Origin of the sequence: Achromobacter sp. HZ01, assembly GCF_003267925.1 — a bacterium.
Taxonomy (GTDB): Bacteria; Pseudomonadota; Gammaproteobacteria; order Burkholderiales; family Burkholderiaceae_B; genus Achromobacter; species Achromobacter pulmonis_A.
The window spans coordinates 356780-381773 of record NZ_LWKV01000001.1; the positions used below are offsets into that span (position 1 = coordinate 356780).

Genomic DNA, 24994 nt, shown 5'->3' on the forward strand with positions numbered 1-24994 from the left:
GTCCGGGCGGCGGCGTTAACATCTCTGTATGAGCACCAAACCTGTTCTCGACGACGATCCGCCGCCCGTGCCGCCCGAGCCGCCCGCGCCCGAAGAATGCTGCAACAGCGGCTGCATACCCTGTGTCTATGACGTCTACAACGAAGCCATGGACAACTACCGCGAAGCGCTCAAGGCCTGGCGCGCCAGGCATGAGGAAAAATCGGCGGGGTGAGGGGGGCGGGTGGATGCGGCGGCTTTCGCCGCCTGATGGGTTTCGCGCGTTCGATGATTGAGTGCTTGTTCAAGGAATCTCGCGCTGCACCCATCCTACGCCAGTTTCATATGGATGATGGGAAACGGCCGGCCCGAGTCGTCATGGTCTGAACGGCCGACGTCTTCGAACCCGTAGTGCTTGTAGAAGCCGTGGGCCTGCGGGTTCTGTTCGTTCACGTCCACCAGCAGGGTGCCGTGCAGCGAACGCGCGAAATTCAGCAGCCGGCGGCCGGCGCCCTTGCCGCGCTTGTTGGCGTCGACGAACAGCATTTCGACCTTGTTGCCGTTCAGGCCCATGAAGCCTGCGACCTCGCCGGTGTCGTCCTCGCAAACCCATACCCGCACGGACGGCAGGTAGGTGTTGAGCACCTGCGGGTACATGGCCTGGATTTCTTTTTCCGTCAGGAACGTATGCGTGGCGCGCACCGAACGAAGCCAGATGTCCACCAGGGCCAGATCGTCGCCGTGATTGCGTTCTCGGATATTCATTTCTTATTGATTGAGAGTCGGGTGCCGTTGCGGTCTTTGGCCGCGAGCGGCGCGTAGCCGCTAAAGTCCTACGCGGTAAAGGCCGGTGGCCGCCAGGACGGTTTCCATTTGTACAGTATGCGCGAAAACATAGCGCTCGCCATAGACGGTTTCATCCGGAAACTCCGAAATCAAGGTCAACGGGACCGCTTCGCGGTCGCTTTCCTCGATCTGCACGGGGATGCCGTGATGCAGGTCGAAACCGGTTTCGACCGCGTGCGCCTGAAAACGTTCAAGCTGCCGGGCATTGAACTCGACCAGGCCGGCCACGTCGCGGGCGAGCCGCGCCGTCACGCCCGCCACCAGGCGGCGGGCGCGGTCGCCCCAGCCCGGATGGTGGCGCATGACCAGGAAAAATCCCTTGGGTATGGTCCAGCGCTCGAAATGGCGCGGCAGGTAGCCCGATAGCGGACGGGTCCATTCGTGGGCCGGATAGCCGTGCAGGTTGATGTGCAGCTGCGCGCCGCTGATGGCCAGCGCCAGGTGCCGGCCCTCGCGCTCGAAGAACGGAGCGTTCTCGCGGTGCGCGATGTCGTCGCCCAGCGCGCTGTAGCGCGAGGCGTGCAGCATGTGGCGCGGATGCCGTTCGCGCAGGCGGTTGAAAAGCGCATAGCCATCGGGATTTTCGGCGGCGATCAGCGCGAAATGCGGGTCGCCGGCGGCCGCCAGCGCCTGCGCGGCGCGCAGGGCGCCGACGACGCCCGAGGTCTCGTTGGCGTGCTGCGCGCCCGAAATGAAGACGGCCGGCCCCGGGCCGCGCAGATAGGTTCCCAGCACCGGGCGGCCTTCGCGCGAGACAGCCTGGAAGGCGTCGCCGCCCAGGTCGGCCATGCAGCCGGCGATCTGCGCGGCCGACAGCGGCTCGCGCATCTGCGCCAGCGGCATGGCGGGGGCGGCGGGAACCAGCGGCGCGAGCGCGGCGAAAGGTTCCAGCGTCATGCGCACGCGCGCCGCGCCGTCGTTGCGGCGGATGTCGGGAACGATCTGGCCGGGCTGCAGGCCGCGGTCGCCGGCCGGGCGCCCGGAGTGCCGCTGGAAGAATTCCAGCAGCGAAAAATACAGGTCTTCGTGCAGCGCCTCGAAAGTGCTGACGATTTCTTCGTCCACCGGCAGCGCGTACTCGATGCCGGGCAGGTCCACGCGGATCTCCAGGCGTTCGAAAAAGGGTTCGTGCGCGCCCCAGGAACGGGCGCGGACCGTATCCACGATGCTGCGGAACACCTGCTGGTATTCGGTGAGATGCGCGGCGTCGGTATGCAGCGCGCCTTCGGCGTCGCGCACCCGCAGCCAGCCCGTGGGCGACAGTTCGGGCGTGCCGTCGGGGGCGTGCCCGAGCTGGTTCGGCGCGTAGACGCGCTGTTCGATCACGCTGCCGTCGGCATAGCCCAGCGCCACGTCGTAGTGCAGGTCATCCGCGCCCGCTTCCAGCGTGACGCGCACCCCGTCGAGCAGGCCGACCAGCGGATAGGCCTCCAGCGCGAAGCGCCTGGCGTGCGCGTGTTCGTGCACGGGATAGCGCACGCGGGCCGAAACCAGCCCGGCGCGTTCGACCTCTTCCAGGAAAAAATGCAGCAGCGGCTTGTAGGCGCTGCGAAAGCGGGCGGCGACCCCGGCCTGCGCCAGGCGGGCCTGGGCCGCGAGCCGCGCCTGCGGCCCTTCGAACAGCCAGCCTTCCACCGTCGCGCCGCGCCAGGCCGGCGCCATGTAGGCGTGGGTCCAGGCGTCCAGCGTGCGGTCGAATGTTTTTTCCAGCAAAGGCATCTTTCAAAATCCTTAAAACCTGTGACGGTTCACCCTTTCGGGTCGAGGCGGTCGCGCAGCCAGTCGCCCAGCAGGTTCAGGCCCAGCACCGTCAGCATGATGGCCAGTCCGGGAAACACGCTGACCCACCAGGCCGTCTGCATGTAGGTCCGGCCGTCGGCAAGCATACCGCCCCAGCTGGGAATCATGGGGTCCACTCCCAGCCCGAGAAACGTCAGGCTGCTTTCGAGCAGGATATTGTTGGCCACGTTCAGCGTCATCAGGATGACCAGCGGACCCAGCACGTTGGGCACGATGTGATGCCGCATCATGGCCGGGTCGCGCACGCCGAAGGCGCGCGCGGCCTGCACGAACTCCCGCTCCCGCAGCGTCAGCACCTGCGCCCGCACCACGCGCGCGTACTGCACCCATTGCGACGCGATCATGAAGACGATGACGTTGGACAGGCCGCCGCCCAGGATCGCGATGAACGTGATGGCCACCAGGATGAACGGCAGCGCCAGCTGCACGTCGGCGCAACGCATCACGATCACGTCCCAGAATCCGCGGTAGAAGCCCGCGACCAGGCCCATGACGCTGCCCAGCAGCGCGCCGCCGAGCACCGATGCGAACCCCACCAGCAGCGAGATTCTACCGCCGACGATGACGCGCGCCAGCACGTCGCGGCCCAGCGGGTCGGTGCCCAGCGGATGCGCGGCGGTGACGGCCGGCGCGGTCAGGCGGGCCGTCAGGTCCATGGCCGCGCCGCCGTCCGGGAACAGCCAGCCCGAGGCCAGCACCAGCGCCGCCATCCCGCCGGTCAGCAGCGCGCCCAGCGCCAGCTCCAGCGAAAGGCGCAGGCGCGGCCTGGCGCCCTCGGCGGCGGCGGGAGTGGACAGGGTCTGCATGCGGGACGGACGCGCGGGATCAGCGCGCACGGATGCGAGGGTCGACCAGCCCGTAGGCGATGTCGACGGCCAGGTTGACCAGCACGATGAGCGCGGCCAGCACCGTGACCGCGCCCTGCAGCACCGGATAGTCACGGCCGGCGACGGCGTCGAAGGCCAGGGTGCCCATGCCGGGCCAGTTGAAGACCATTTCGATGACCACGATGCCGCCGATCAGCCCGCCGAACTGCAGGCCCAGATAGGTGATGAGCGGAATCGCGCAGTTGCGCAGCGCGTGCTTGTACAGCACCACGCGTTCCTTCAGCCCCTTGCTGCGCGCCACCATGATGTATTGGGCCGACAGCGTGTCCAGCATGGTGGTGCGCACCAGCCGGATATTGGTGGCGCTGAGGATGATGGCCATGGTCAGGGCGGGCATTACCAGGCTGGCCGGGCCGCTCCAGCCGGACGGCGGCAACAGCGGAAACGTGATGGAAAGCAGCAGCACCAGCATCAGCGCCAGCCAGAAATTGGGAAAGGACAAGCCCACCAGCGACAGGATGCGGATGGCCTGGTCGGCGGCCCGCCCGCGCCTGACCGCGGCCTGGATGCCCAGCGGCAGCGAGATCAGGATGGATGCGGCGAGCGAGGCGCAGGCCAGCATCAGCGTGGCCGGCAGCGCCTCGCCGATCAGCCTGGCCACCGGCGTACCGCCCAGGAAGCTGCGCCCGAAGTCGCCGCGCAGCAGCCCTTGCATGTAGGACAGGTATTGCTCGTGGAACGGGCGGTTCAGGCCCAGCGCCTGGCGGATGTTGGCCAGGTCCTCTTCGGTGACGCCGCCCGCGCCTTCGCTCAGCATCAGCGCCGGATCGCCGGTCATCCGCAGCGCGTACGAGACCAGCAGCGTCACCGCGATGATGACGAACACCGCCTGCAACACCCGCTGGAAAATGAATCCGGTCATGGGATCAGTCCACGGCGGTTTCCAGGAAGCGGAAGCGGATGTCGCCGGGCAGCTCCAGGTTCCTGACCCGCTTGTTCACGCCCACGATGGTGTTCAGGCTGTACAGCGGCAGGTCCAGCGCCTGGTCGGCGACGTAGCCGGCGATCTCCTGCAGCATGGCTTCGCGGCGCTTGCGGTCATAGACGGTGCGTTGCGCCTCCAGCATGGCGTTGAGCTTGGGATCGTCGTCGAACGGGTTCCATTTCTGGCCCGAGTGATACATCAGGTAGGCGGTGTTGTCGTAGTCGTAGGTCCAGCCGCCCCACTGGCTTTGCCACATTTCGCCGGCCTTGCCGTTGGGAATGATGTCGTTGAGCAGCGCGCTGGCTTCGTGCGGCTTGATCGTGGCGCGCACGCCCACCGCTTGCAGGTAGCCGGCGACGGCCTGCGCCACTTCGCGGAAGTTCGAGGTGTTGCCGCGCACGTCGATCCGCACGGCGGCGCCCGGCTTCACGCCCGCCGCGGCCAGCAGCTTCCTGGCGCCCTCGGGATCGAAGGGCAGGGGCTTTTGCTCGGGGTTGTAGCCGAACGACAAGGGCCCCTGGAAACTGGCGATGGTCCGGGCCTGGCCCAGCAACAGCAGCTTGACGATGGCGTCGCGGTCCACGGCCATGGTCAGCGCGCGGCGCACGTCGCGGTCGCGGGTGATGCCGTTTCTGGTGTTGAAGCGCAGCGCGTGCACCACCGGGCCGGGCGTGGAGATGACGTCGGCCTTGCTCGATCCCTTGACGGTGTCGATCAGGCCCAGCGGAATGAGCGTGGCGATGTCGATGCGCCCGGCCTGCAGTTCGGCCACCTGGGTGCCGGGTTCGCCGATGAACCGGTAGATCACCTGGTCCAGCCTGGGCTTGCCGCCCCAGTAGTCATCGTTGCGCGCGAGCGTGACGCTGACCTTGGGCCGGTAGCCGGCGAACTTGAACGGGCCGGTGCCCACCGGGTTGGCGTTGAAGTGCGCTTCGCCTTTTTCCTTGATGTAGCGCGGCGGCACGATCATGGCGCCATAGCCGGCCAGCTTGGTCAGCAGGATGGGGTCCGGCCGCTTCAGCACGAAGTCGACGGTGTGCTCGTCCACGACCCGGACCTCGCCGATCGAGTCGTAGTTGGATTTCTGCGGGCCTTTCAGGCCCTCGGCGCCCAGCAGGCGTTCGAAGCTGAACTTCACGGCCTCGGCGTCGAAGGGTTCGCCGTTATGGAACTTGACGCCGGTGCGCAGCTTGAAGCGCAGACGCTGGTTGTCGTCCAGGAATTCCCAGCTGGTGGCCAGGCCCGGCTGCAGCGTCAGGTCGGCGCCGCGCATCGTCAGGCCGTCATACAGATTGCCGCCCACCGAGCCCCAGGCCGTCAGGAAGGTGTCGATGGGGTCCCAGCTGCCCGGGTCCAGGCTGATCGCGACGTTCAGCGTGCCGGCGGCCTGCGCGCCGCCCAGCGCCAGGGCCAGCGCGGCGGCGAAGCAGGGTTTGCGTAGGAATCGCATGGTTGCCTCCAGGGGGGCGAAATTCATGAGCGCCGGGGCCTGCTCAGGCGGCCTCGGCGACGAGATGGTCCGGCGCGAATTCGGCCAGGCGGACGATGGCGGGCTCGTCGCCGACGCGGCGCAGCGGGCTGGGGATTTCGCCCTCGATCAACGCGGTGTCGCGGCGCCGGCCCGGCGCGGCGACCGGCACCGCGGCCAGCAGCCTGCGGGTGTAGGCATGCTGCGGCGACTCGAAGATCTGGCGGCGCGTGCCGAGTTCCACGATCTGGCCCAGGTACAGCACCGCCACCCGATGGCTCACCTGTTCCACCACCGCCATGTCGTGCGTGATGAACAGATAGGACAGGCCGCGGTCTTGCTGCAGGTCCATCAGCAGGTTCAGGATCTGCGCCTGGATCGACACGTCCAGCGCCGACACCGATTCGTCGGCGATGATGAGCCGGGGATTGCTGGCCAGGGCGCGCGCGATGCACACCCGCTGGCGCTGGCCGCCCGAGAATTCGTGCGGATAGCGCGCGGCGTGGCGAGGCTCCAGCCCGACCTGTTCCAGCAGCGCGCCCACGCGGCGGGCGATGGCGTCTTCGCCCGCGAGCAGCCGGTGCGTACGGATGGGTTCGGCGATGCTGAAGGCCACCGTCTTGCGCGGGTCGAGCGAGGCGTAGGGGTCCTGGAAGATGTACTGGATTTCCTGGCGCAGGCGCCGGCGTTCGGCGCCTGCCAGGGAGAAAATGTTCCGGCCGTCATAGCGCACGGCGCCCGAGGTCGGCGCCACCAGCTGTTGCAGCGTCTTGCCGATGGTGGACTTGCCGCTGCCCGATTCGCCCACCAGCGCCAGCGTCTCGCCGGGATAGAGGTCGAAACTGACCTGTTCCACGGCATGCACGCGCCGCGTGACCCGGCCGAAGACATTGCGGCTTGCGTCAAAGCGCGTGGTCAGCCGCTCCACTTGCAGCAGCGGCTCGCCATAGCGGGCGGTGTCCTGCTCGCGCGTCTGGCCATGCTGGCGCAGCACGCCGCCTTCGAAATGCGCATGGGCTTTGCGCAGCGGCAGGTCGCGGCCGCGCAGGCTGCCCAGGCGCGGCACGGCCGCCAGCAGGGACCGCGTGTACGGGTGCCTGGGCGCGTGGAAGATTTCCCGCACCGCGCCTTGCTCGACCTTGCGCCCGCTCAGCATCACCACCACGTCGTCGGCCATTTCGGCCACCACGCCCATGTCGTGCGTGATGAAGATGACGGCCGTGCCCAGGTCGCGCTGCAACGCGCGGATCAGATTCAGGATCTGCGCCTGGATGGTGACGTCCAGCGCCGTGGTCGGTTCGTCGGCGATCAGCAGCCGGGGCTGGCACGACAGCGCCATCGCGATCATGGCGCGCTGGCGCATGCCGCCGGAAAGCTGGTGGGGATAGCGGTCCAGCATCTGCGCCGGATCGGGCAGGCGCACTTTTTCCAGCAGGCCGCGGGCGGCCTGGCGCGCCGCCGCGCGCGGCAGCCGCTGGTGCAGCACGATGGCCTCGGCGATCTGGTCGCCGATGGTGAAGACCGGATTCAAGGAGGTCATCGGCTCCTGGAAAATCATGGCGATGTCGTTGCCGCGGATGGCCCGCATGGTCTCGTCGCTGGCGGCGGCGAGGTCGAGTTCGTGGTCCGCGCCGTCGCGGAACAGGATGCGGCCGGCGGCGATGCGCCCGCCGGCGTAGCCTACGAGGCGCATGATGGCCAGCGAGGTGACCGACTTGCCCGAGCCCGACTCGCCCACGATGGCCAGCGTGCGGCCGCCATGCAGTTCGAAGTCCAGGTTCTCGACGGCATGCACGACGCCGTCCGCGGTATCGAAATCGACCGACAGGCCGCGCACCGACAGCAGCGCGGCGCAAGCTGCGGCATGGCTATCCAAGGCGCACCTCCTTCGCGCTTATCGGGCGCTGCATTTTGCCGAGATTATTCCGGGCTTCCGACAGCCGGCAAAAGTCGTAATCCGTCTTAAACGATTCCGGGCGCGGCCGGTGCGGCGATGGGGAAGGCTGCGAATATATTCGGGCCGGTTTAATAATCAGCCCGGTCCCATATTCCCTGCCCGTGCGCGTCGCTAACTTTTCTATCCTGGAAATGGCATGGAAAGGAAATCGGAATGCGCAAACTGCGCTATTTGCTGAAGAGGGCGGTGTTCAAGCTGTCTCCGCGTGCGGCCGAACGGCTGAACATCGATTTCAGGCTGCAGGCCGAAAACCGGCGCTTCCTGGAACAGGCGGTGTTCGGCTACATCAACACGATGGCCGTGGACGCCGGCGGTCCGCTGAAGACGCTGTTCGTGGGCCTGGACAAGCACAACTGGCATTACCGCCGGCTGCTGGACACCGAGTTCTACACGCTCGACATCGAGGCGCGCCAGGCGGTGTACGGCCGGCCGGGCCGGCATTGGACGGGCAGCGCCACGCGCATGGCGGGGCATTACGGCGGCAACGTGTTCGACGTGGTGGTGGCCAACGGGCTGCTGGGTTTCGGCATAGATGAAATCCGGGATTTCGAACAGCTGCTGGAAAACTGCGAGGCGGTGCTCAAGCCCGGCGGCCTGCTGGTGCTGGGCTACAACGACCTGACCGAACGCGTGCCGTACCTGGTGCTGCCCACGGCGCTGCGCCTGTTCGACGCGTTCCGCCCGCCCATCGCGGAAGTCAGCGGCGCGCTGCACCGCGTGGACGATCCGTTCCGTCACGTGTTCCTGTTCCTGACCAAGCGCTGGCCGCTGGTCCCGGCATAGGCCGCGGCTTCAGCCTTCCAGTTGGCGCAGGTCGGGCGGGCGGTTCTCGATGATGGCTTCCATGCTGAAGAAACCGGTCACGGTGGACAGTTCGAAGTCCGTGATCAGTTTCTGGTAGAAGCGGTCATAGCCGGCCATGCCGCGGCAGGCCACCTTGATCAGATAGTCCCAGTCGCCGCCGATGCGGTAGAACTCGGTGACCTCGGGCAGGCGTTCGACGTGGCGGCGGAAACCGTCGGCCCAATCCTTGGCGTGATGGCTGGTGCGGATCATCACGAACACCGTCAGGTCCAGGCCGAGTTCGACCAGGTTCACCTCGGCCCGCGTGCCGCGAATGATGCCGCAGGCGTTCAGCCGCTGCAGCCTGCGCCAGCAGGCGTTCTGCGACAGGCCGACCCGGTCGGCAAGCTCGCGCTGCGACAGCGAACCGTCTTTCAGCAGGCACGAAATTATGCCGATATCAAGTTTGTCTATTTTTTCCATTATTTAGATCAAATGACCCGTTTTAGGTGATTTTTGGCAAAAAATAGGTGATGTTTCACCGTTGCATCCATCGTATGATATTTCGAAACGTACCGGAATTCTCATCGCCATGAACGCCCCCGCCCAAGCCAGTTCCGCCGCGCAGCGGCCTTTGCAGCAGTTCGAAGCCAGTCTCCGCGCGGACGACGTGGTTGCGGCGCTGGCCGACGGGCTGATTGGCAAGGACGCGGTCGTCGACGGCCCCTACGGCGCCAAGCCCATGGTCTACGCGGATTACGTCGCCTCGGGCCGGGCGTTGATGCAGGTCGAGCGCTTCGTGCTGGAACAGGTGCTGCCGTATTACGCCAACTCGCACACCGAAGCCTCTTATTGCGGCGGCTACATCACCCGCCTGCGCCGCGAGGCGCGCGCGGCGATCGCCCGCTGCTGCGGCGCGGGCGACGAACACGCGGTGATCTTCGCGGGCTCGGGCGCAACGGCCGGCATCAACCGGCTGGTGCATCTGTTCGGCGTGCCGGCGGCGCTGGCGGCCGGCCGCAAGGTCCGGGTCATCATCGGCCCCTACGAACACCATTCCAACATCCTGCCCTGGCGCGAGTGCGGGGCCGAGCTGGTCGAGCTGGCCGAGGACGCCGCGGGCGGCCCCGACCTGGTCCAGCTGGACGCGGCGCTGGCCGGCGCGGATGACGCGCTGGTGATCTGCGCGCTGTCTGCGGCCTCCAACGTGACCGGCATCGTCGCCGACGTGGAAGGCATCACGCGGCGCGTCAAGCGCGCCGGCGCGAGGATGCTGTGGGACTATGCCGGCGGCGCGCCTTATCTGCCGGTGCGCATGTCGCCCGCGGCCGACGCCTGCATCGACGCCATCGTGTTCTCGCCGCACAAATTCATCGGCGGCCCGGGCGCCTCGGGCGTGCTGATCGTGCGCCGCGACGCGGTGCTCGACACCAAACCCACCTGGCCCGGCGGCGGCACCGTCAAATTCGTATCGCCGGCCGGCCACGACTACAGCGGCAGCCTGGAATCGCGCGAAGAGGCCGGCACGCCCAACGTCGTCGGCGACATCCGCGCGGCGCTGGCGCTGCTGGTCAAGGAGGCGCTGGGCGCCGATTTCATGCGCGAGCGCAACGCCCACTACGTGCGGCGCGCGCTGGCCCGCTGGGGCGACGCGCCGCGGCTCGAACTGCTGGGCTCGCTCACCGCGCAGCGCCTGCCGATCTTTTCCTTCCGCGTGCGCAACGGCCGCGGCGGCTTCGTCCACCAGCAGCTCGTGACCCGCATGCTGAGCGACCGCTACGGCATCCAGGCCCGCGGCGGCTGCGCCTGCGCCGGCCCTTACGTGCACCGGCTGCTGCAGATCGGCGAGGACGAATCCGCCCAGATGCGCCAGGCCATCCTCGAAGGCCGGGAAATCGAAAAGCCCGGCTTCGTCAGGCTGAACTTCAGCGTGCTGCTGTCCGACGAAAAGGCCGATTTCATCCTGGACTCGGTGCTGGCGCTGGCCGCCGACGCCACCGAGTTCGAGCACCGCTACGGCTTCGATCCCAGCCGCGCCATCTTCTACCCGCAAAGCGCCGAACAGCAGGCCGCCTGAGCGGCGCGGGCCGTTCAGGGCGTCAACTCAGGGCTTCATGTAGGGACCGCAGGTCCTGATCCACTTCGCCTTCAGGTCCGGCAGCTCGTCGGCGGCCTCGCCCATGTCGCGCGCCAGTTTCTGCGGAAACGCCACGCCGTCGCGCCGACAGGCCTCGAACTGGTCGGCCAGCGCGAAGCGGGCGTCCAGCAAATCCAGCCGGCCCTGGCACAGCTTGTGGTCCAGCTGCAGGTCGTTGGCCGCCTCGTGCGTGCGCTGCACGTCCTGGGCGCGCGCGATGCGGGCGCTCTCGGCTTCGACTTCGGCAACGCAATCCCCGGCCGCGTGCGCGCCGGCGCTGGCGGCGCAGATCAACAGGAAAGCGAAAAGTCGGCGGGGCAGTGCGGCCATGCGTGAAACCTTGGTGGGGGGAGGGAAACGGGTTGCATCATAACTGTTGCGCGCCGTCCATGTACTGGCTGGAAAACCAGTTTACGCACGTCCGAAACTCGCCTACCTTCGTCGTCATATCAGCGGCCCGTGATTGCCGAACCGCGCGCGGTCACCGGACGGCTGGTTATAGAAAGTTCTGTTTTATCAACACATTACGCTGGAGATGAAAGAGAATGACCGATACCCTCATCAGAGTCGACCTGGCTCAATCCCCCTACGAAAACGCGCAGATCCATAATCGCTGGCATCCGGATATTCCGATGGCGGTGTGGGTCAGGCCCGGGGATGATTTCATACTGGAAACCTATGACTGGACCGGCGGCGCGATCAAGAACGACGACAGCGCCGACGACGTCCGCGACGTGGACCTGACCACGGTGCATTTCCTGTCCGGCCCGGTCGGGGTGGAAGGCGCCGAGCCCGGGGACCTGCTGGTGGTGGACCTGCTGGACATCGGCGCCAAGCCCGAGAGCATGTGGGGGTTCAACGGTTTCTTCAGCCGCAACAACGGCGGCGGCTTCCTGACCGAGCATTTCCCGCACGCGCAGAAGTCCATCTGGGATTTCCACGGCATGTTCACGTCGTCGCGGCATATCCCCGGCGTGAGTTTCGCGGGCCTGATCCATCCCGGGCTGATCGGCTGCCTGCCGGACAAGAAGCTGCTGGATACCTGGAACCGGCGCGAGCAGGCGCTGATCGACACCAATCCCAAGCGGGTGCCGCCGCTGGCCAATCCGCCCGCGCCCAAGACGGCGCACATGGGCGCGCTGCAAGGGGCGGACCGCGACCGCGCGGCGGCCGAGGGCGCGCGCACCGTGCCGCCGCGCGAGCACGGCGGCAACTGCGACATCAAGGACCTGTCGCGCGGGGCCCGCGTGTTCTTCCCGGTCTACGTCAAGGGCGGCGGGCTGTCGGTCGGCGACCTGCATTTCTCGCAGGGCGACGGCGAGATCACGTTCTGCGGCGCCATCGAGATGGCCGGCTGGGTGCATATGCGCGTGTCGCTGATCAAGGGCGGCATGGACAAGTACGCGATCAGGAACCCGATCTTCAAGCCCAGCCCGATCGCGCCGGCCTACAAGGACTTCCTGATCTTCGAGGGCATTTCGGTGGACGAGTCCGGCAAGCAGCATTACCTGGACGTGAACGTGGCCTATCGCCAGGCCTGCCTGAACGCCATCGAGTACCTGAAGAAGTTCGGCTATTCCGGCGCCCAGGCCTATTCGCTGCTGGGCTGCGCGCCGGTGCAGGGGCATATCAGCGGGGTGGTCGACATTCCCAACTCCTGCGCCACGCTTTGGCTGCCGACGGAAATCTTCGATTTCGACATCCAGCCCTCGGCCAGCGGGCCCGTCAAGCATATCCAGGGCGGCGTGGACATGCCGCTTTCGCGCGACCGCTAGGAGACCGACATGCCCATGTACGACTATGCCTGCGGCCGCTGCGGCGAATTCGCCGCGCTCGTGCCCCTGGCGCGGTGGCGGGAACCTGCCGCGTGCCCGCAATGCGGAACGCCTTCAGGCCGCATCGTGGGCGGGGCGCCTGCGATTTCCGCGCTGTCCTCGGCGGTGAACCGGGCGCGCGCGGCCAATGAGCGCAGCGCGCACGAACCGCGCAGCTCGCGGTCCGGCCACGGCATGAACTGCGGATGCTGCGGCGGCGGCAAGGCGGGCAAAACGCGCACGACGCCGGACGGGGCCAAGTCCTTCGCGGGCGCCAGGCCCTGGATGATCAGCCACTGAAGGGCATAGAGCGCGCCGGCGATTGCCGGCGCGCTTTTTTTTACGCGTCCGAAGCCGCTTCCAGCGGCGCCACGGCCGCGCCCTGGATGCCGTGGCGCGCCAGCGCCTCGGCCACGAATCCCGATTTCTTCATCGCTTCGACGAAGGCGCCCAGGTAGGCGCTGGCCCGCTCGCCGCGGCGCTTGGGCACGCCCATGGCCTGGCGGATCAGCATGAAATGGCCGTCGAGCAGGCGCAGCCCGCCCAGGCGCTGGGCGTCGGCCTGGAGCTGTTGCCTGACGCCGGCGGCGACTTCCATGTTCTCGCTCAGGAAGGTGTCGACCACGGCGGGCGAGGTCGGCGCGCGGAAGATCTCCGCCTGCTTGAGTTCGCGCGTCAGGTAGAGGTCATAGGCGCTGCCCTTGCCGACCACGACGCGCTGGCCCTTGCGGTCGACCTGGTCCATGGCGGCGATGGGGGAGTCCTGCCGCACCAGGTAGGCGCCCTCGATGACCACGTACGGGGCGGTGAAGGCGATCTGCTCGCCGCGCAGCGGGTCGATGGCGAAAAAGCCCACGTCCGCCTGGTCGGCCGCCACCGCGTTGACGGATTCGCCGGCGGACTTGAACACCACCAGCTCCAGCCCGACCTGCAGGCGCCGGGCCAGCTCGGTCGCCAGGTCCACCGAGACGCCGCCGGGCTCGCCGGTGGCCGGATCGGCGTGGGCCAGGATGGGGTTGCCCAGGTTGATGGAGGCGCGCAGCACGCCGGTCGGCGCGAAGGCGGAGAGCAGCTCGTGATCGGTCTTCATGATTTCCTTGGGCGAAGAGGAGGGCGCGCCGCGGGCGCGGGGTTGCGGCAAGCATAGCCGCAAGCGCGCATGCGGCGCGAGGGCTTATTGCGCGCGGCGCAGGACGTAGTGCGGGGCCAGCGGACCGGTGGGGCGCGTACCGTCGCGGTACAGCATGGTCACCTGGTTTTCGCCCACGAAGTAGCGCTGGCTGTCGCCGGCGGCGTCGAGCCGGATGGTGCTGCCGTCGGACTCCCAGCTGAAACTGCCGGTCACGACCTCGGGCTGCGGCTGGCGGTCCAGGTACTGGGTCTGTCTTTCGTAGCGGTTGTCCTGGCTCAGGATCAGCCGGGTGCGGATGCCGGGGCAGTCGGCGCAAGGCAGCGTGCCTTCGTAACTGCCGGCCCAGTCCAGGGAGTTGCGGGCCGTATGGCCGTCTGGGGGCGCGCCGCGCCCGGACTGGGGCTGGGAAGGCGCGCAACCGGCCAAAAGGGCAAGCGTCAGGGCGCAGGTCAGGGTGAGTTTCATCATGGCGAGCTCCTGTGTGGAAAAGGCGTTCACGATAAGGACAGTAACCTGCCGGTGCTGAAACCGGATGTAAGGACGCGTGGGCGCGCGCCCATGCGCTACGCTTGATGTCCTTGCCGCCGGCGCGCCCGGCGGCGGACCCGCGAATCAGCCGACAGGACGACCCCTATGAATGGCGAACACCGCTACCGCGTCACCGTGGACTGGACCGGCAATACCGGCGCCGGCACGTCCAGCTACACCGCGTATTCCCGCGATCACCTGATCCGGGCCGAAGGCAAGCCCGACGTGCCGGGCTCGTCCGATCCGGCGTTCCGCGGCGATCCGGCGCGCTGGAATCCCGAGGACATGCTGGTGGCCTCGCTGTCGGCCTGTCACAAGCTCTGGTATCTGCATTTCTGCGCCGTCGAAGGCGTGACCGTGCTGGCCTACCGCGACGAGGCCGAGGGCGTGATGGTGGAGGACCGCGAGCGCGGCGGGGCGTTCGCCAGCGTCACGCTGCGTCCCGAGGTGACCATCCGCGCCGGCGACGATGCGGCGCTGGCCGCGGAACTGCACGATCGCGCACACCATTTCTGCTTCATCGCCAATTCGGTGAAGTTCCCGGTGCGCTGCGAGCCCCGCATCGTCCACGCAGCCTGACCCCCCGGTCTTACAATTTTTTCCGTCGGCGATGTCACGTCGCCCCGAGCTGCCTCGTCTTATGGATGACGGCGCCGCATCCCGCGGCGCGAACCTGCCGGAGAGCTATCCATGGCCACCGCCCGACTCAATGCTTATACCGCCGCACCCCAGGCCATGAAGGCCATGGTCGCCCTGAACGATTTCGTGGAGGGCTGCGGCCTGGAACACAGCCTGCTGGAGCTGGTGAAGATGAGGGCTTCCCAGATCAACGGCTGCGCCTATTGCCTGCACATGCACGCCAGCGACGCGCGCAAGCAGGGCGAAACCGAAATGCGCCTGTACCTGCTGGACGCCTGGCGCGAATCGTCGCTCTACAGCGAACGCGAACGCGCCGCGCTGGCCTGGACCGAAGCCTTGACCAGGCTGTCCGAAACTCATGCGCCGGATGCCGACTACGAAGCCATGGCCCGGCATTTCAGCGCGGAAGAACAGGTGAACCTGACGGTGGCCATCAATATGATCAACAGCTGGAACCGCATCGCCGTCGGGTTTCGCTCGCAGCATCCCAAGGGCTGAGGTCCGGGCGCCATGGACACTTCCGCCGCGGCCGATGCCGTCGCCGACTTCGAGCCCCATCGCCGCTACCTGCAGGGCCTGGCCTACCGGATGCTGGGCTCGTGGGCGGAGGCCGAGGACATGGTGCAGGACGCCTGGCTGCGCTGGCGCGACGTCGACCGCAGCCAGGTCGCGACGCCGCGCGCCTTTCTGTCGCGCACCGTCACGCGGCTGTGCCTGGACCACCTGAAGTCGGCGCGCGCGCGGCGCGAGGAATACGTGGGCCCCTGGCTGCCGGAACCCTTGCCCGATGCCGCCAGCTACCAGGCGCCGGGGGCGGGCGAGATCGCGCACGACCTGTCCGTGGCGCTGATGCTGGCGCTGGAACGCCTGTCCGCGCTGGAGCGCGCCGCGTTCCTGCTGCATGACGTGTTCGACATGCCGTTTTCCGAGATTGCGCTCACGCTGGACCGCAACGAGGCCGCGTGCCGGCAGCTGGCCGCGCGTGCGCGCAGCCGCGTGCGCGAGGCGCGGCCGCGGTACGCAGTGACCGAGCAAGACGGCGAGCGCATCGCCGCCGCCTTCTGGCAGGCCTGCCGCGCCGGCGACGTGGACGCGCTGCGCGGGCTGCTGGCGCAGGACGCGGTGCTGCACGCCGACGGCGGCGGCAAGAAGCTGGCCGTGTTCAAGCCCATCCTGGGCAGCGACCGGATCGCGCGTTTCTTCGCCGGCCTGTCGTCCAAGCGCGGCGGCCAATTCCTGGACGCGGTGGTGACCCGGTTGAACGGCATGCCGGGCGTGCTGGCGACCGAAATCGACGGCCTGCCGCGCTCCACCACGCTGGAGGTGCGCGACGGCAGGATCACGGCCATCTACATCGTGCGCAACCCTGATAAGCTGCGCCATGTCGCGGCCCTGGCGCCGCCGCCGAGCGCTCCCAGGGATGATGCCGAACCTCGTTGACGATCCGCAGGACCTGCCCGACCTTGGCGTGGCCGGTCTGCAGCTGCGTCCCCTGCGCGTGGACGACGCCGGCGCGTGGTATGCCTATCTCCGCGAAAACGTGGTGACGCGCCACACCAGTTGGCAGCTGGACGGGCCGGCAGACCTGGTCCGGCTGATCCACGCCTACGCCAGACCGATGGAGTCGCACTGCATGCGCCTGGCGATCGTGGCATCGGACGACGGGCTGGCGGGCACCATCGGCTTGAACGAAATCTCCATCCCTGCGCGGCGCGCGGAAATTGCCTATGACATCGCGCCGCAGTATTGGCGGCGCGGCATCGCCACGCGAGCCTGCGCCAGCGTGACCGCCTGGGCGTTGCAGCAGCTCGGCTTCGCCCGCATCCAGGCCACGGTGCTGGACACCAATCAGGCGTCGGTCGGCGTGCTGGAGCGCTGCGGCTTCGAGCGGGAAGGGCTGCTGCGCCATTACAGGCAGGTGCGTGGCGAACCCCGCGATTTCTGGATGTATGCTCGTACCTGTCCGCAGCAAGAGCGCGCTGCGGCAAGCCCAAGGAAAACATGACGTCCGCTTTGATCGTGATAGACGTGCAACGCGCGTTGTTCGAAACCTCTCCCGCGCCCGCCGAGGCCGCGACCATAATTGGCCGCATAAACAAACTGGCCGGGCGCGCCCGCGCGGCGGGCGCTCCGGTGGTCTATGTGCAGCATGAAAGCGCCGGCGGGGCCATGGTGCACGGCTTGCCGGGTTGGGAGCTGGACGAGCGGCTGGAGCCGGCGCCGGGCGATATCCGGATATGCAAGACCACCCCCGATTCCTTCCTGCGCACCGGGCTGGCCGACGCTTTGTCCCGGGCCGGCGTCAAGGAACTGGTGGTGTGCGGTTACGCCAGCGAGTTTTGCGTGGACACGACGGTGCGCCGGGCGGCGGCGCTGGGCTATCCGGTTACGCTGGCGGCCGACGCCCACACCACGCACGATAAGCCGCATGCGGCGGGAGCGCAGATCCGCGCGCATCACAACGCAACCCTGTCGTCCATTTCAAGCTTTGGCGTCAAGATCGCCGCCGTTGCCACGGCCCAGATCACTTTCGACACCGCATCCGCACGCTGACTGCCCATGGACCCCGAACTCCTCTCCCTGCTGGTCACCCGGACCATGCCTTTCGGCAAGTACCAGGGCCGGCTGATCGCCGACCTGCCGGGGCCGTACCTGGCGTGGTTCGCGCGCAAGGGCTTTCCGCCCGGCGAGCTGGGCCGGTTGCTGGCCTTGATGCACGAACTGGACCACAACGGCCTGTCGTCGCTGCTGGCGCCGCTGCGCCAGTCTGCGGGCAAGCCGGCGGGCAGGTCCTGAGCCGTCGGGCGCGAAACGACAAGAAACAACTCCGGCGTCCGGTGTAGCGTCCCGGCGCGCCGCGCGAGGATACGATAGTGCGGCGCGGCGGATCGCAATGCCCGTGCGCCGCGCGCCAGTTCATCGTAGATGAGGTAGCCATGAAAAAACTCCGAATTTCCGCGTTCCTGCTCGCCGCCCTGTGCGCGGCCGGCGTGGCGCAGGCGCAGAACGCCGCGCCGGTCACGCAGGAGTACCAGTACCCCAGCGTGCGCTCCAAGGACGGCAGCCTCTCGCCGCCTTCGACGCTGCGGGTGACGGTCACGCCCGGAGCCGGCTCGACGCCGGCGGCGGTCAGCGATACGCCGGCAAGCCGCGCCGAGTACGAGCGCTGCCGCGAGGTGTCGGACCGCGCCGCGGTGTCGAACTCGCAGATGCAGGCCGGCGTGGCGCAATGCCTGAAAGAGCTGGAGCAGCGCCGCCAGCAGCAGTAGCGCAAGGCCCGCCGGGCCGCCGAGGGCGGCGGTCCGGCTTTCCGATATGGGTTGATGGTAATAATATTCAATCTCATCAACTGAGACGGCCCCGGCGCGGGGCCTTTACCGTGACCCTTATCCATCCCGAACCCGATTGGACCGTTACGGCCGCCATGCCGGCGATGTCGCTGGCCGGCGGCACGCTGCGTTTCGGCCGCGAGGCGCGCGTGCATGAACGCCTGGAGCCGGGGCTGAAGCTGGTGCTGGTGCTCGACGGCGAGCTGCGCTATAGCGTGCGCGGCGCGCCGGCCACGCGCGTGAGCGGGCCGCTGCTGCACCTGAGCCTGTGCCAGGACGAGATGGGGATGGAGCACGAATTCGGCGCGCACAAGGCGCTGCGTTTCGTGTCCTTGCGCACGGGCCTTTCGCAGTTGCAGGAAGCGTTTTCGATGGAGCCCGCCGAACTGGCGGCGCGGCTGCGCGCGCCCGGCGGCCAGCCTTATGCCGACGCCAACCTGCGCGTGGCGCCGGCGGTCCAGGCGCTGGGCAACCAGATGCTGGCCTGCCCGGTGCAGGGGGCCCTCAAGCGCATGTACCTGTCGGGCAAGGCGCTGGAACTGGCGGCGCTGGCGTTCGGCGCGTTGCACGAGAGGCCGGGCCACGGCCTGGCGCGCGGCGACGTCGAGCGCCTGCATCATGCGCGCGACCTGGCGGCGGCGAACCTGCAGGACCCGCCTTCGCTGCCGGAACTGGCGCGCCAGGCCGGCATCAACGTCAACAAGCTCACCACGGGTTTTCGCAAGCTGTTCGGCATGAGCGTCTACGCCTATGTGCGCGAATGCCGCATGCAGCAGGCGCATGCGCTGCTGGCGGCCGGCGCGCTCTCGGTGTCCGAGGCCGCCTATGCCTGCGGCTATACCGACTCGCATTTCACCAAGGCCTTCCTGCGCCGCTACGGCGTGCTGCCCAGCAGCGTGGCGGCGCGCGGCTGAAACTTCCGCAATCGCCAGCAAGACTTCCGCGATCGCCAGCGGGCGCTCGCCGTTCTCCCTAGAATTCGTTGCGAATGGTTCTCAATAGCAACTCAAAAGGAACGGCAGTGCGCAAGGCATCGAAGGCGGGGGCGGGCGGCAGGACGGCGCGGGTGTGGCAGTGGCCATTGTGGCTGGCGCTGGCGGCCGGGCCGGCGCAGGCGCAGGATGCGCAGGCGCTGCCGGCGGTGACGGTCAGCGGCGAAGGCGTCGCGCCGGACGCGGCGACGCTGGGCAAGCTGCCGCTGGCGCTGCGCGAGATCCCGCAATCGGTCACGGTGATCGGGCTGGAGCGCATGCAGGAGCAGAACCTGCAAAGCCTGGACGAGGTCATGCAGCACGCCACCGGCATCACGGTGCAGCCTTATCAACTGCTGACCACGGCGTATTACTCGCGCGGCTTCAAGGTCGATTCTTTCGAGCAGGGCGGCGTGCCGGTGCTGATGGGCAATATGGCGGCCGCGCCGCAGGACATGGCGGTGTACGAGCGCGTCGAGATCCTGCGCGGAGCCAACGGCCTGCTGCACGGGGCCGGCAATCCGGCGGCCACCGTGAACCTGGTGCGCAAGCGGCCGCAGCGGGCGTTCGAATTCAGCGGCACGGCCAGCGCGGGCAGCTGGGACCGCTACCGCGCCGAAGCCGACCTGGGCGGCCCCTTGAACGACAGCGGCAGCGTGCGCGGGCGCATCGTGGGCGCGTACGAGGACCGTGGCTATTTCTACGACGTCGCCGATCAGCAGTCTGCGCTGTTCTACGGCATAGGCGAGGTGGACCTGGGTCCGCGCACGGTGCTGTCGGCGGGCCTGCAGCATCAGCGCATCCGGTCCACCACCAATATGGCGGGCGTGCCGCGCTACAAGGACGGCGGCGATATCGGGCTGCCGCGCTCGACCTATCTGGATGCGGCATGGGACCGCTTCAACTGGAATACGACCCGGGTGTTCGCCGACCTGGAGCATGGTTTCGGCCAGGGCTGGACGGCCAAGATCAGCGCCAACTACCTGACGGCCGACAGCAATCTGAAGTACGCCGGCGCCTATGGCGCGATCGACCGCGAAACCGGCCTGGGTTCGCGGCTGATGGGCGGCGCCTACAAATTCGACAACACGCAGGCCAGCATCGACGCCTACGTGAGCGGGCCGGTGCAGTGGTTCGGGCGGCCCCACGAACTGCTGCTGGGCGGCAATGCGCAGCGCACCACGTCCGAGCAGTACACGGGCATGCTGATCCCGGCGCTGAACGTGCCGGTCGACGTGTTCGACTGGGACCCGCGCGGCGTGCCCGAACCCGGCGTGGGGCCGTACGCCTCGCCCGGCGAAACGCGCCTGAAGCAGCAGGGCATTTATGCGATGGGCCGGTTTTCGCTGGCCGATCCGCTGACCCTGGTGCTGGGCGGGCGCATGAGCTGGTGGAACCAGAGCGCGCCGTCCGCGCGCCAGCGGATCGATCCCGAGTTCACGCCCTATGGCGGGCTGATCGTCGACCTGGACTCGCAATGGTCGCTCTACGGCAGCTATGCGCAGGTGTTCCAGCCGCAAAGCCAGCTGACGCGCGACGGCAAGCCGCTGGACCCGGTCACCGGCACCAACTACGAAGCCGGCGTGAAGGGCGCGCTGGCCGACGGCGCCCTGAACGTGTCGCTGGCCGTGTTCCAGATCCGGCAGAAGAACCGCGCGCAGCAGGACCCCGACTGGCCCTGCGTGGGCAACAACTGCTATTACATCTCGGGCGGGGAGGTCCGCAGCCGCGGCTTCGAGGCCGAGGCCAGCGGCCAGGTCGCGCCGCACTGGACGGTGGCCGCGGGCTACACCTTCAACACCAGCAAGTACGTCTCCGACTCCGTCTCCAACGGACAGCCGTACGCCAGCTTCACGCCCAAGCACATTTTCCGGCTGTGGACCAACTATGCGCTGCCGGTCATGGAACGCCGGCTGAGCGTGGGCGGCGGCGTGCAGATGCAGTCGGGCTTTTCGACGGTGTCCGGCCCGGTCACGCTGCGCCAGGGCGGCTACACGCTGGTAGACCTGCGCATGGCGTACCGGCTGGACAAGCACCTGACCGCCGCGCTGAACGTCAACAACCTGTTCGACCGCCGCTACTACCAGAGCCTGTCGGGCACGGCCTGGAACAACCGCTATGGCGAACCGCGCAACGTCATGCTGACGCTGCGCGCCCAGTATTGATTCCCATCCCGCCCGCTTTGCAGAGAGACATCACGATGAAGACAGAAACCGATTTCGCACCGCCGGTCTTCGACTGGCTCGATCACTTCATGGCGCTGGGCGGCGACGGCGCGCTGCGCGAGATCGGCGCGCGCCGCCGGCTGGCGGACGGCGAAGACTGGCTGGTCGGCGTCAAGGCCGTGGCCGACGACGCCGACGTGCACGGCGACGTGTGGGAACGCCATCCAGGCGGCGACGAAATGCTGTGCGTGCTGGAAGGCCGCGTGGTGTTGACGCTGGCCGCGGAAGACGGCGCCGAAACCGACGTGCTACTCGACACCCGGCGCTGCACGGTGGTGCCGCGCGGCGTATGGCACCGGCTGCACATCGCCTGTCCGGGAAAAATCCTGTTCGTCACGCCCGGCCGGGGCAGCGAACACCGCCGCGCGGCGGACCTGTCGCAAGGAAAGATCTGAAGATGAGACGCGAGAACAACGCACGCCTGTTCGTGATGGTGGCCGCCCTGTATTTTTCGCAGGGCATTCCGCTGGGCGTGGCGATGGAGGCCTTGCCCACGCTGCTGCGCCGCGACGGCGCGGACCTGGGCGCGCTGGCGTGGCTGCCGCTGGTGGGCCTGCCGTGGGTGCTGAAATTCCTGTGGGCGCCGGCGGTGGACAACCGCTGGAGCGGCGCGCTGGGGCGGCGGCGCAGCTGGATCGTGCCGATGCAGGCGGTGGTGCTGGCCTGCCTGGCGGGCGTGGCGCTGCTGGGCGTGTCGTCGGCCAGCGCCGCGTGGGTGGTGGCGCTGATGGCGGCGGCCTCGCTGGCCAGCGCCACGCAGGACATCGCCACCGACGGCCTGACGGCCGAACGCTTCGAGGGCCAGGCCCTGGCGCGCGCCAACGCCGCGCAGGTGGGCGGCACGATGATGGGCTTTTTCTTCGGTGGGCCGGGTTGCCTGATCCTGGCCGGCCACATCGGCCAGGCCGGCGCGCTGGCCGTGCTGGCGGGCGCGGCGGCGTTCAGCCTGATTCTGGCCGCGACCTGGCGCGAGGGCGAGGCGGATTGCGCGCCGCTGCGGCCGCGGGCCGCGCTTGCCGGTTTCGTGCGCCGGCCGGGGGCCTGGGCGCTGGCTGCGGCGGCGTTCCTGTCGGCGATGACGGCCGCGGCCGGCTACGGCCTGTCCAAGCTGTTCCTGGTGGACGCGGGCTGGCGCGTGGAGGAGATCGGCCGCCTCGGCATGGCGGGCGGCGTGGTGACCGTGCTGCTGGGCTGCGGCGGGGGCGCCTGGCTGATCGGCCGTCTGGGCGGGCGCGCGGCGCTGGGGCTGGGCCTGGCCGCCTGCGGCGCGGCGGCGGCGGGCTGGCTGGCGCAGGCCCAGGGCTGGGCCGCGCCGCATCCGGGCCTGGCCTATGCCTCACAGGCGCTGGGCTCGTTCGGCGCGGGAGCCGCGTCGGTCGCGCTGATGACGCTGGCCATGCGCTTCGCGCGCGCCGGCGCGCAGGCCGGCACCGACATGACGGCGGTGCAGAGCGCGCGCGACCTGGGCGAGATCCTGACTTCGTCGCTGATGACCGGACTGGCCGCGTATGCGGGTTATGGCGCGGGTTTCGCCGCCGGCCTGGCGCTGGCGGCCGCGACCCTGGTCTTCACCGCCAGGGCGCTGGCGCGCCCGGCGGGCTAGTGTGCAGCGGGTACACTAGCCCGCCGTTTTGCTTTTGGTCCCGAGTTTCCATGATTTCCACCGCATGCGGCGTCGACTTCGGCACGTCCAATTCCACCGTCGGCTGGAGCCGCGCCGGCCAGCCCGCACTCCTCGCGCTCGAGGATGGCAAGACCACCTTGCCTTCGGCCATTTTCTTCCACGACGAGGACGCCGAGGTCAGCTATGGCCGCGCAGCCATCTCCGATTACCTGGCGGGCTACGACGGACGCCTGATGCGCTCCATGAAAAGCCTGCTGGGCAGTTCGCTCATGGAGGGCTCCACCGAGGTCCAGGGCCGCTCGATTCCGTTTCGCGTGCTGTTGACGCGCTTCATCGCCGAGTTGAAGCGCCGCGCCGAAGCGGCGGCCGGGCGCGATTTCACCCGTGCGGTGCTGGGCCGGCCGGTGTATTTCGTGGACGACAACCGCGCCGCCGACCAGACGGCGGAGGACACGCTGGGCGAGATCGCGCGCAGCGTGGGCTTTACCGAGATCGAGTTCCAGTTCGAGCCGCTGGCCGCGGCCGTCGACTATGAATCGCAGATCGCGCGCGAAGAGCTGGTGCTGGTGATCGACATCGGCGGCGGCACCTCGGATTTTTCGTTGATCCGGCTGGGGCCGGGCCGCGCGGCCAAGGCCGACCGGCGCGAGGACATCCTGGCCTATGGCGGCGTGCACATCGGCGGCGTCGATTTCGACAAGCAGCTCAGCCTGGCGCACGTGATGCCGCTGCTGGGGCTGGGCAGCCAGCTGCGCAGCGGCAAGGACGTGCCGTCCACGCAATACGGCAACCTGGCGTGCTGGCACACCATCAACCAGGCCTACACGCGCAAGGCCGCCGAGCACTTCGCGTTCATCCGCGCCGAGGCCGGCGACCGCGCAAAAATCGACCTGCTGCTGGAGCTGGTGAAGCAGCGCGCCGGCCACTGGGTGGCGGTGCAGGTGGAAGAGGCCAAGATCGCGCTGTCCGAATCCGAGGCCGCGCGCATCGACCTGTCGCGCATCGCGCCGCAACTGGGCGTGGAGGTCACGCGGCCCTCGTTCGACGCCTGCGTGGAGCGGCTGATCGGCAAGGTCCAGACCACCGTGGGCGCGCTGCTGCGCGATGCCGGCGTGGCGACGGCGGACGTGGACACAGTGTTCTTCACCGGCGGCTCCAGCCGCGTGCCGCGCCTGCGCGAGGCGGTGTCGGCGCTGGCGCCGCAGGCGCGCAGCGTGGAGGGCGACCTGTTCGGCAGCATCGGCGCCGGCCTGGCGCTGGACGCGCGGCGCAAATTCGGCTGAGCGGAGCGGGGCGTCGGGGCGGCGATGGTAAGCTGCATTCCTCCGATACCGCCCACGCTCAGCCGGCCCAGGAACCCGTCATGACCAAACCCGATTCCCATCTCGTCGAAAGCCTGGTCGCAAGCGAAGCGCCCTACGAGGGCAGCTTCCTGAAGATCCGCCGCGACACCGTCAGCCTGCCCAACGGCAACACCGGCATACGCGAGTACGTGGTGCACCCGGGCGCCGTGGTGGTGATTCCGCTGCTTGACGACGGCCGCGTGCTGCTGGAGCGCCAGTACCGCTATCCCATCGGGCGCGTCATGACCGAGTTTCCGGCCGGCAAGCTCGACCCGGGCGAAGACCCGCTGGTCTGTGGCAAGCGCGAGCTGCTGGAAGAAACCGGCTACACGGCCAGCCAGTGGGCGCATGCCGGCGCCCTGCACCTGGCCATCGCGTATTCCACGGAAATCATCCACATCTTCTTCGCGCGCGGCCTGCGCGCCGGCGACCGGCAACTGGACCAGGACGAGTTCCTGGACGTGGTCAGCGCCCGCCCCGAGGAACTGGTGCAAGCCTGCCGCAAGGGCGAGGTCACGGACGCCAAGACCCTGACCTGCGTGCTGTGGATGCAGAACGTGCTGTCCGGCGCCTGGCAGCTGGACTGGCAGGACAACGCCGGCTGAGC

General features: G+C 68.4%; 28 protein-coding genes. 18 read left to right on the forward strand and 10 right to left on the reverse strand.

Annotated elements, in window-relative coordinates; genetic code table 11:
* Window positions 1-28 precede the first annotated feature (28 nt).
* The gene (locus A6B37_RS01650) at window positions 29-214 is read left to right on the forward strand and encodes an oxidoreductase-like domain-containing protein (RefSeq protein ID WP_111824725.1); all 186 of its coding nucleotides are present in this window, start codon (window positions 29-31) and stop codon (window positions 212-214) included.
* 95 nt (window positions 215-309) lie between these two features.
* On the opposite strand, the gene A6B37_RS01655 is transcribed toward A6B37_RS01650, so the two are convergent.
* From A6B37_RS01655 to A6B37_RS01680, 6 genes are read right to left on the reverse strand one after another with little or no spacing between them, the layout of a single operon-like run.
* Complete coding sequence (locus tag A6B37_RS01655; RefSeq protein WP_102772274.1) at window positions 310-744, reverse strand: acetyltransferase; 435 nt, start codon at window positions 742-744, stop codon at window positions 310-312.
* A gap of 60 nt (window positions 745-804) precedes the next feature.
* Window positions 805-2544 carry a peptidase M14 gene (locus tag A6B37_RS01660; protein WP_111824726.1) on the reverse strand — a complete coding sequence of 580 codons (1740 nt, stop codon included), beginning with the start codon at window positions 2542-2544 and terminating at the stop codon, window positions 805-807.
* 29 nt (window positions 2545-2573) lie between these two features.
* A complete protein-coding gene (locus A6B37_RS01665) occupies window positions 2574-3461 on the reverse strand; it encodes an ABC transporter permease (RefSeq protein WP_246842347.1) in 888 nt (295 codons plus the stop codon).
* Window positions 3451-4374, reverse strand: a complete 924-nt coding sequence (locus tag A6B37_RS01670; RefSeq protein WP_111824728.1) for an ABC transporter permease — start codon at window positions 4372-4374, stop codon at window positions 3451-3453. Before A6B37_RS01670 ends, A6B37_RS01665 begins: the two co-directional genes overlap by 11 nt.
* A gap of 4 nt (window positions 4375-4378) precedes the next feature.
* Entirely contained in the window at window positions 4379-5887 is a 1509-nt protein-coding gene (locus A6B37_RS01675; RefSeq protein ID WP_111825519.1) for an ABC transporter substrate-binding protein, read from the reverse strand.
* 43 nt (window positions 5888-5930) lie between these two features.
* Entirely contained in the window at window positions 5931-7781 is a 1851-nt protein-coding gene (locus A6B37_RS01680) for an ABC transporter ATP-binding protein (protein WP_111824729.1), read from the reverse strand.
* A 234-nt stretch (window positions 7782-8015) separates the two neighbouring features.
* On the opposite strand from A6B37_RS01680, the gene A6B37_RS01685 reads away from it, so the two are divergent.
* A complete protein-coding gene (locus A6B37_RS01685) occupies window positions 8016-8645 on the forward strand; it encodes a methyltransferase domain-containing protein (RefSeq protein ID WP_111824730.1) in 630 nt (209 codons plus the stop codon).
* A 9-nt stretch (window positions 8646-8654) separates the two neighbouring features.
* On the opposite strand, the gene A6B37_RS01690 is transcribed toward A6B37_RS01685, so the two are convergent.
* The gene (locus A6B37_RS01690) at window positions 8655-9128 is read right to left on the reverse strand and encodes an Lrp/AsnC family transcriptional regulator (protein WP_102772268.1); all 474 of its coding nucleotides are present in this window, start codon (window positions 9126-9128) and stop codon (window positions 8655-8657) included.
* Between the two features lie 109 nt (window positions 9129-9237).
* Here A6B37_RS01690 and A6B37_RS01695 point away from each other — a divergent pair, with 109 nt between their 5' ends.
* Window positions 9238-10722 carry an aminotransferase class V-fold PLP-dependent enzyme gene (locus A6B37_RS01695; protein ID WP_111824731.1) on the forward strand — a complete coding sequence of 495 codons (1485 nt, stop codon included), beginning with the start codon at window positions 9238-9240 and terminating at the stop codon, window positions 10720-10722.
* A 27-nt stretch (window positions 10723-10749) separates the two neighbouring features.
* Here the strand turns inward: A6B37_RS01695 and A6B37_RS01700 are convergent, their stop codons facing one another.
* Window positions 10750-11112 carry a hypothetical protein gene (locus A6B37_RS01700; RefSeq protein WP_102772266.1) on the reverse strand — a complete coding sequence of 121 codons (363 nt, stop codon included), beginning with the start codon at window positions 11110-11112 and terminating at the stop codon, window positions 10750-10752.
* 215 nt (window positions 11113-11327) lie between these two features.
* Between A6B37_RS01700 and fmdA the strand changes: the two genes are divergently transcribed.
* Window positions 11328-12557 (forward strand): formamidase, encoded by a 1230-nt coding sequence (fmdA, locus tag A6B37_RS01705; RefSeq protein ID WP_102772265.1) that lies wholly within the window; start codon window positions 11328-11330, stop codon window positions 12555-12557.
* 9 nt (window positions 12558-12566) lie between these two features.
* Complete coding sequence (locus A6B37_RS01710) at window positions 12567-12896, forward strand: zinc ribbon domain-containing protein (protein WP_111824732.1); 330 nt, start codon at window positions 12567-12569, stop codon at window positions 12894-12896.
* A gap of 40 nt (window positions 12897-12936) precedes the next feature.
* Here A6B37_RS01710 and A6B37_RS01715 read toward each other — a convergent pair whose 3' ends face one another.
* Together A6B37_RS01715 and A6B37_RS01720 are read right to left on the reverse strand one after the other, a co-directional pair.
* The gene (locus A6B37_RS01715) at window positions 12937-13686 is read right to left on the reverse strand and encodes an ABC transporter substrate-binding protein (protein ID WP_111824733.1); all 750 of its coding nucleotides are present in this window, start codon (window positions 13684-13686) and stop codon (window positions 12937-12939) included.
* Window positions 13687-13770: 84 nt separating this feature from the next.
* On the reverse strand, window positions 13771-14196 hold the full coding sequence (locus A6B37_RS01720) for a copper resistance protein NlpE (protein WP_111824734.1): 426 nt from the start codon (window positions 14194-14196) through the stop codon (window positions 13771-13773).
* A gap of 165 nt (window positions 14197-14361) precedes the next feature.
* On the opposite strand from A6B37_RS01720, the gene A6B37_RS01725 reads away from it, so the two are divergent.
* The 13 genes from A6B37_RS01725 (at window position 14362) to A6B37_RS01785 (ending at window position 24992) form a co-directional block, all read left to right on the forward strand.
* A complete protein-coding gene (locus A6B37_RS01725) occupies window positions 14362-14835 on the forward strand; it encodes an OsmC family protein (RefSeq protein WP_111824735.1) in 474 nt (157 codons plus the stop codon).
* Between the two features lie 111 nt (window positions 14836-14946).
* Window positions 14947-15393, forward strand: coding sequence for a carboxymuconolactone decarboxylase family protein (locus tag A6B37_RS01730; RefSeq protein ID WP_111824736.1), 447 nt, complete (start codon window positions 14947-14949; stop codon window positions 15391-15393).
* A gap of 12 nt (window positions 15394-15405) precedes the next feature.
* Complete coding sequence (locus A6B37_RS01735; protein ID WP_111824737.1) at window positions 15406-16335, forward strand: sigma-70 family RNA polymerase sigma factor; 930 nt, start codon at window positions 15406-15408, stop codon at window positions 16333-16335.
* Window positions 16316-16900, forward strand: coding sequence for a GNAT family N-acetyltransferase (locus A6B37_RS01740; RefSeq protein ID WP_111824738.1), 585 nt, complete (start codon window positions 16316-16318; stop codon window positions 16898-16900). The genes A6B37_RS01735 and A6B37_RS01740 overlap by 20 nt, the downstream gene beginning before the upstream one ends.
* Complete coding sequence (locus tag A6B37_RS01745) at window positions 16897-17448, forward strand: cysteine hydrolase family protein (RefSeq protein WP_111824739.1); 552 nt, start codon at window positions 16897-16899, stop codon at window positions 17446-17448. Before A6B37_RS01740 ends, A6B37_RS01745 begins: the two co-directional genes overlap by 4 nt.
* 6 nt (window positions 17449-17454) lie before the next feature.
* Window positions 17455-17691: a DUF3820 family protein gene (locus A6B37_RS01750; RefSeq protein ID WP_102772258.1), complete on the forward strand. Its 237-nt coding sequence runs from the start codon at window positions 17455-17457 to the stop codon at window positions 17689-17691.
* A 140-nt stretch (window positions 17692-17831) separates the two neighbouring features.
* Window positions 17832-18164, forward strand: a complete 333-nt coding sequence (locus tag A6B37_RS01755; RefSeq protein WP_102772257.1) for a hypothetical protein — start codon at window positions 17832-17834, stop codon at window positions 18162-18164.
* A 110-nt stretch (window positions 18165-18274) separates the two neighbouring features.
* Window positions 18275-19138 (forward strand): AraC family transcriptional regulator, encoded by an 864-nt coding sequence (locus tag A6B37_RS01760; RefSeq protein ID WP_246842348.1) that lies wholly within the window; start codon window positions 18275-18277, stop codon window positions 19136-19138.
* Between the two features lie 152 nt (window positions 19139-19290).
* Window positions 19291-21360 (forward strand): TonB-dependent siderophore receptor, encoded by a 2070-nt coding sequence (locus A6B37_RS01765; protein WP_246842412.1) that lies wholly within the window; start codon window positions 19291-19293, stop codon window positions 21358-21360.
* A gap of 35 nt (window positions 21361-21395) precedes the next feature.
* Window positions 21396-21815: a cupin domain-containing protein gene (locus A6B37_RS01770; protein WP_111824741.1), complete on the forward strand. Its 420-nt coding sequence runs from the start codon at window positions 21396-21398 to the stop codon at window positions 21813-21815.
* A gap of 2 nt (window positions 21816-21817) precedes the next feature.
* Window positions 21818-23023 carry a RhtX/FptX family siderophore transporter gene (locus A6B37_RS01775; RefSeq protein ID WP_111824742.1) on the forward strand — a complete coding sequence of 402 codons (1206 nt, stop codon included), beginning with the start codon at window positions 21818-21820 and terminating at the stop codon, window positions 23021-23023.
* Window positions 23024-23073: 50 nt separating this feature from the next.
* The gene (locus A6B37_RS01780) at window positions 23074-24327 is read left to right on the forward strand and encodes an Hsp70 family protein (RefSeq protein ID WP_111824743.1); all 1254 of its coding nucleotides are present in this window, start codon (window positions 23074-23076) and stop codon (window positions 24325-24327) included.
* An 80-nt stretch (window positions 24328-24407) separates the two neighbouring features.
* Entirely contained in the window at window positions 24408-24992 is a 585-nt protein-coding gene (locus A6B37_RS01785; protein WP_102772252.1) for an NUDIX hydrolase, read from the forward strand.
* The last annotated feature ends 2 nt before the right edge of the window (window positions 24993-24994 follow it).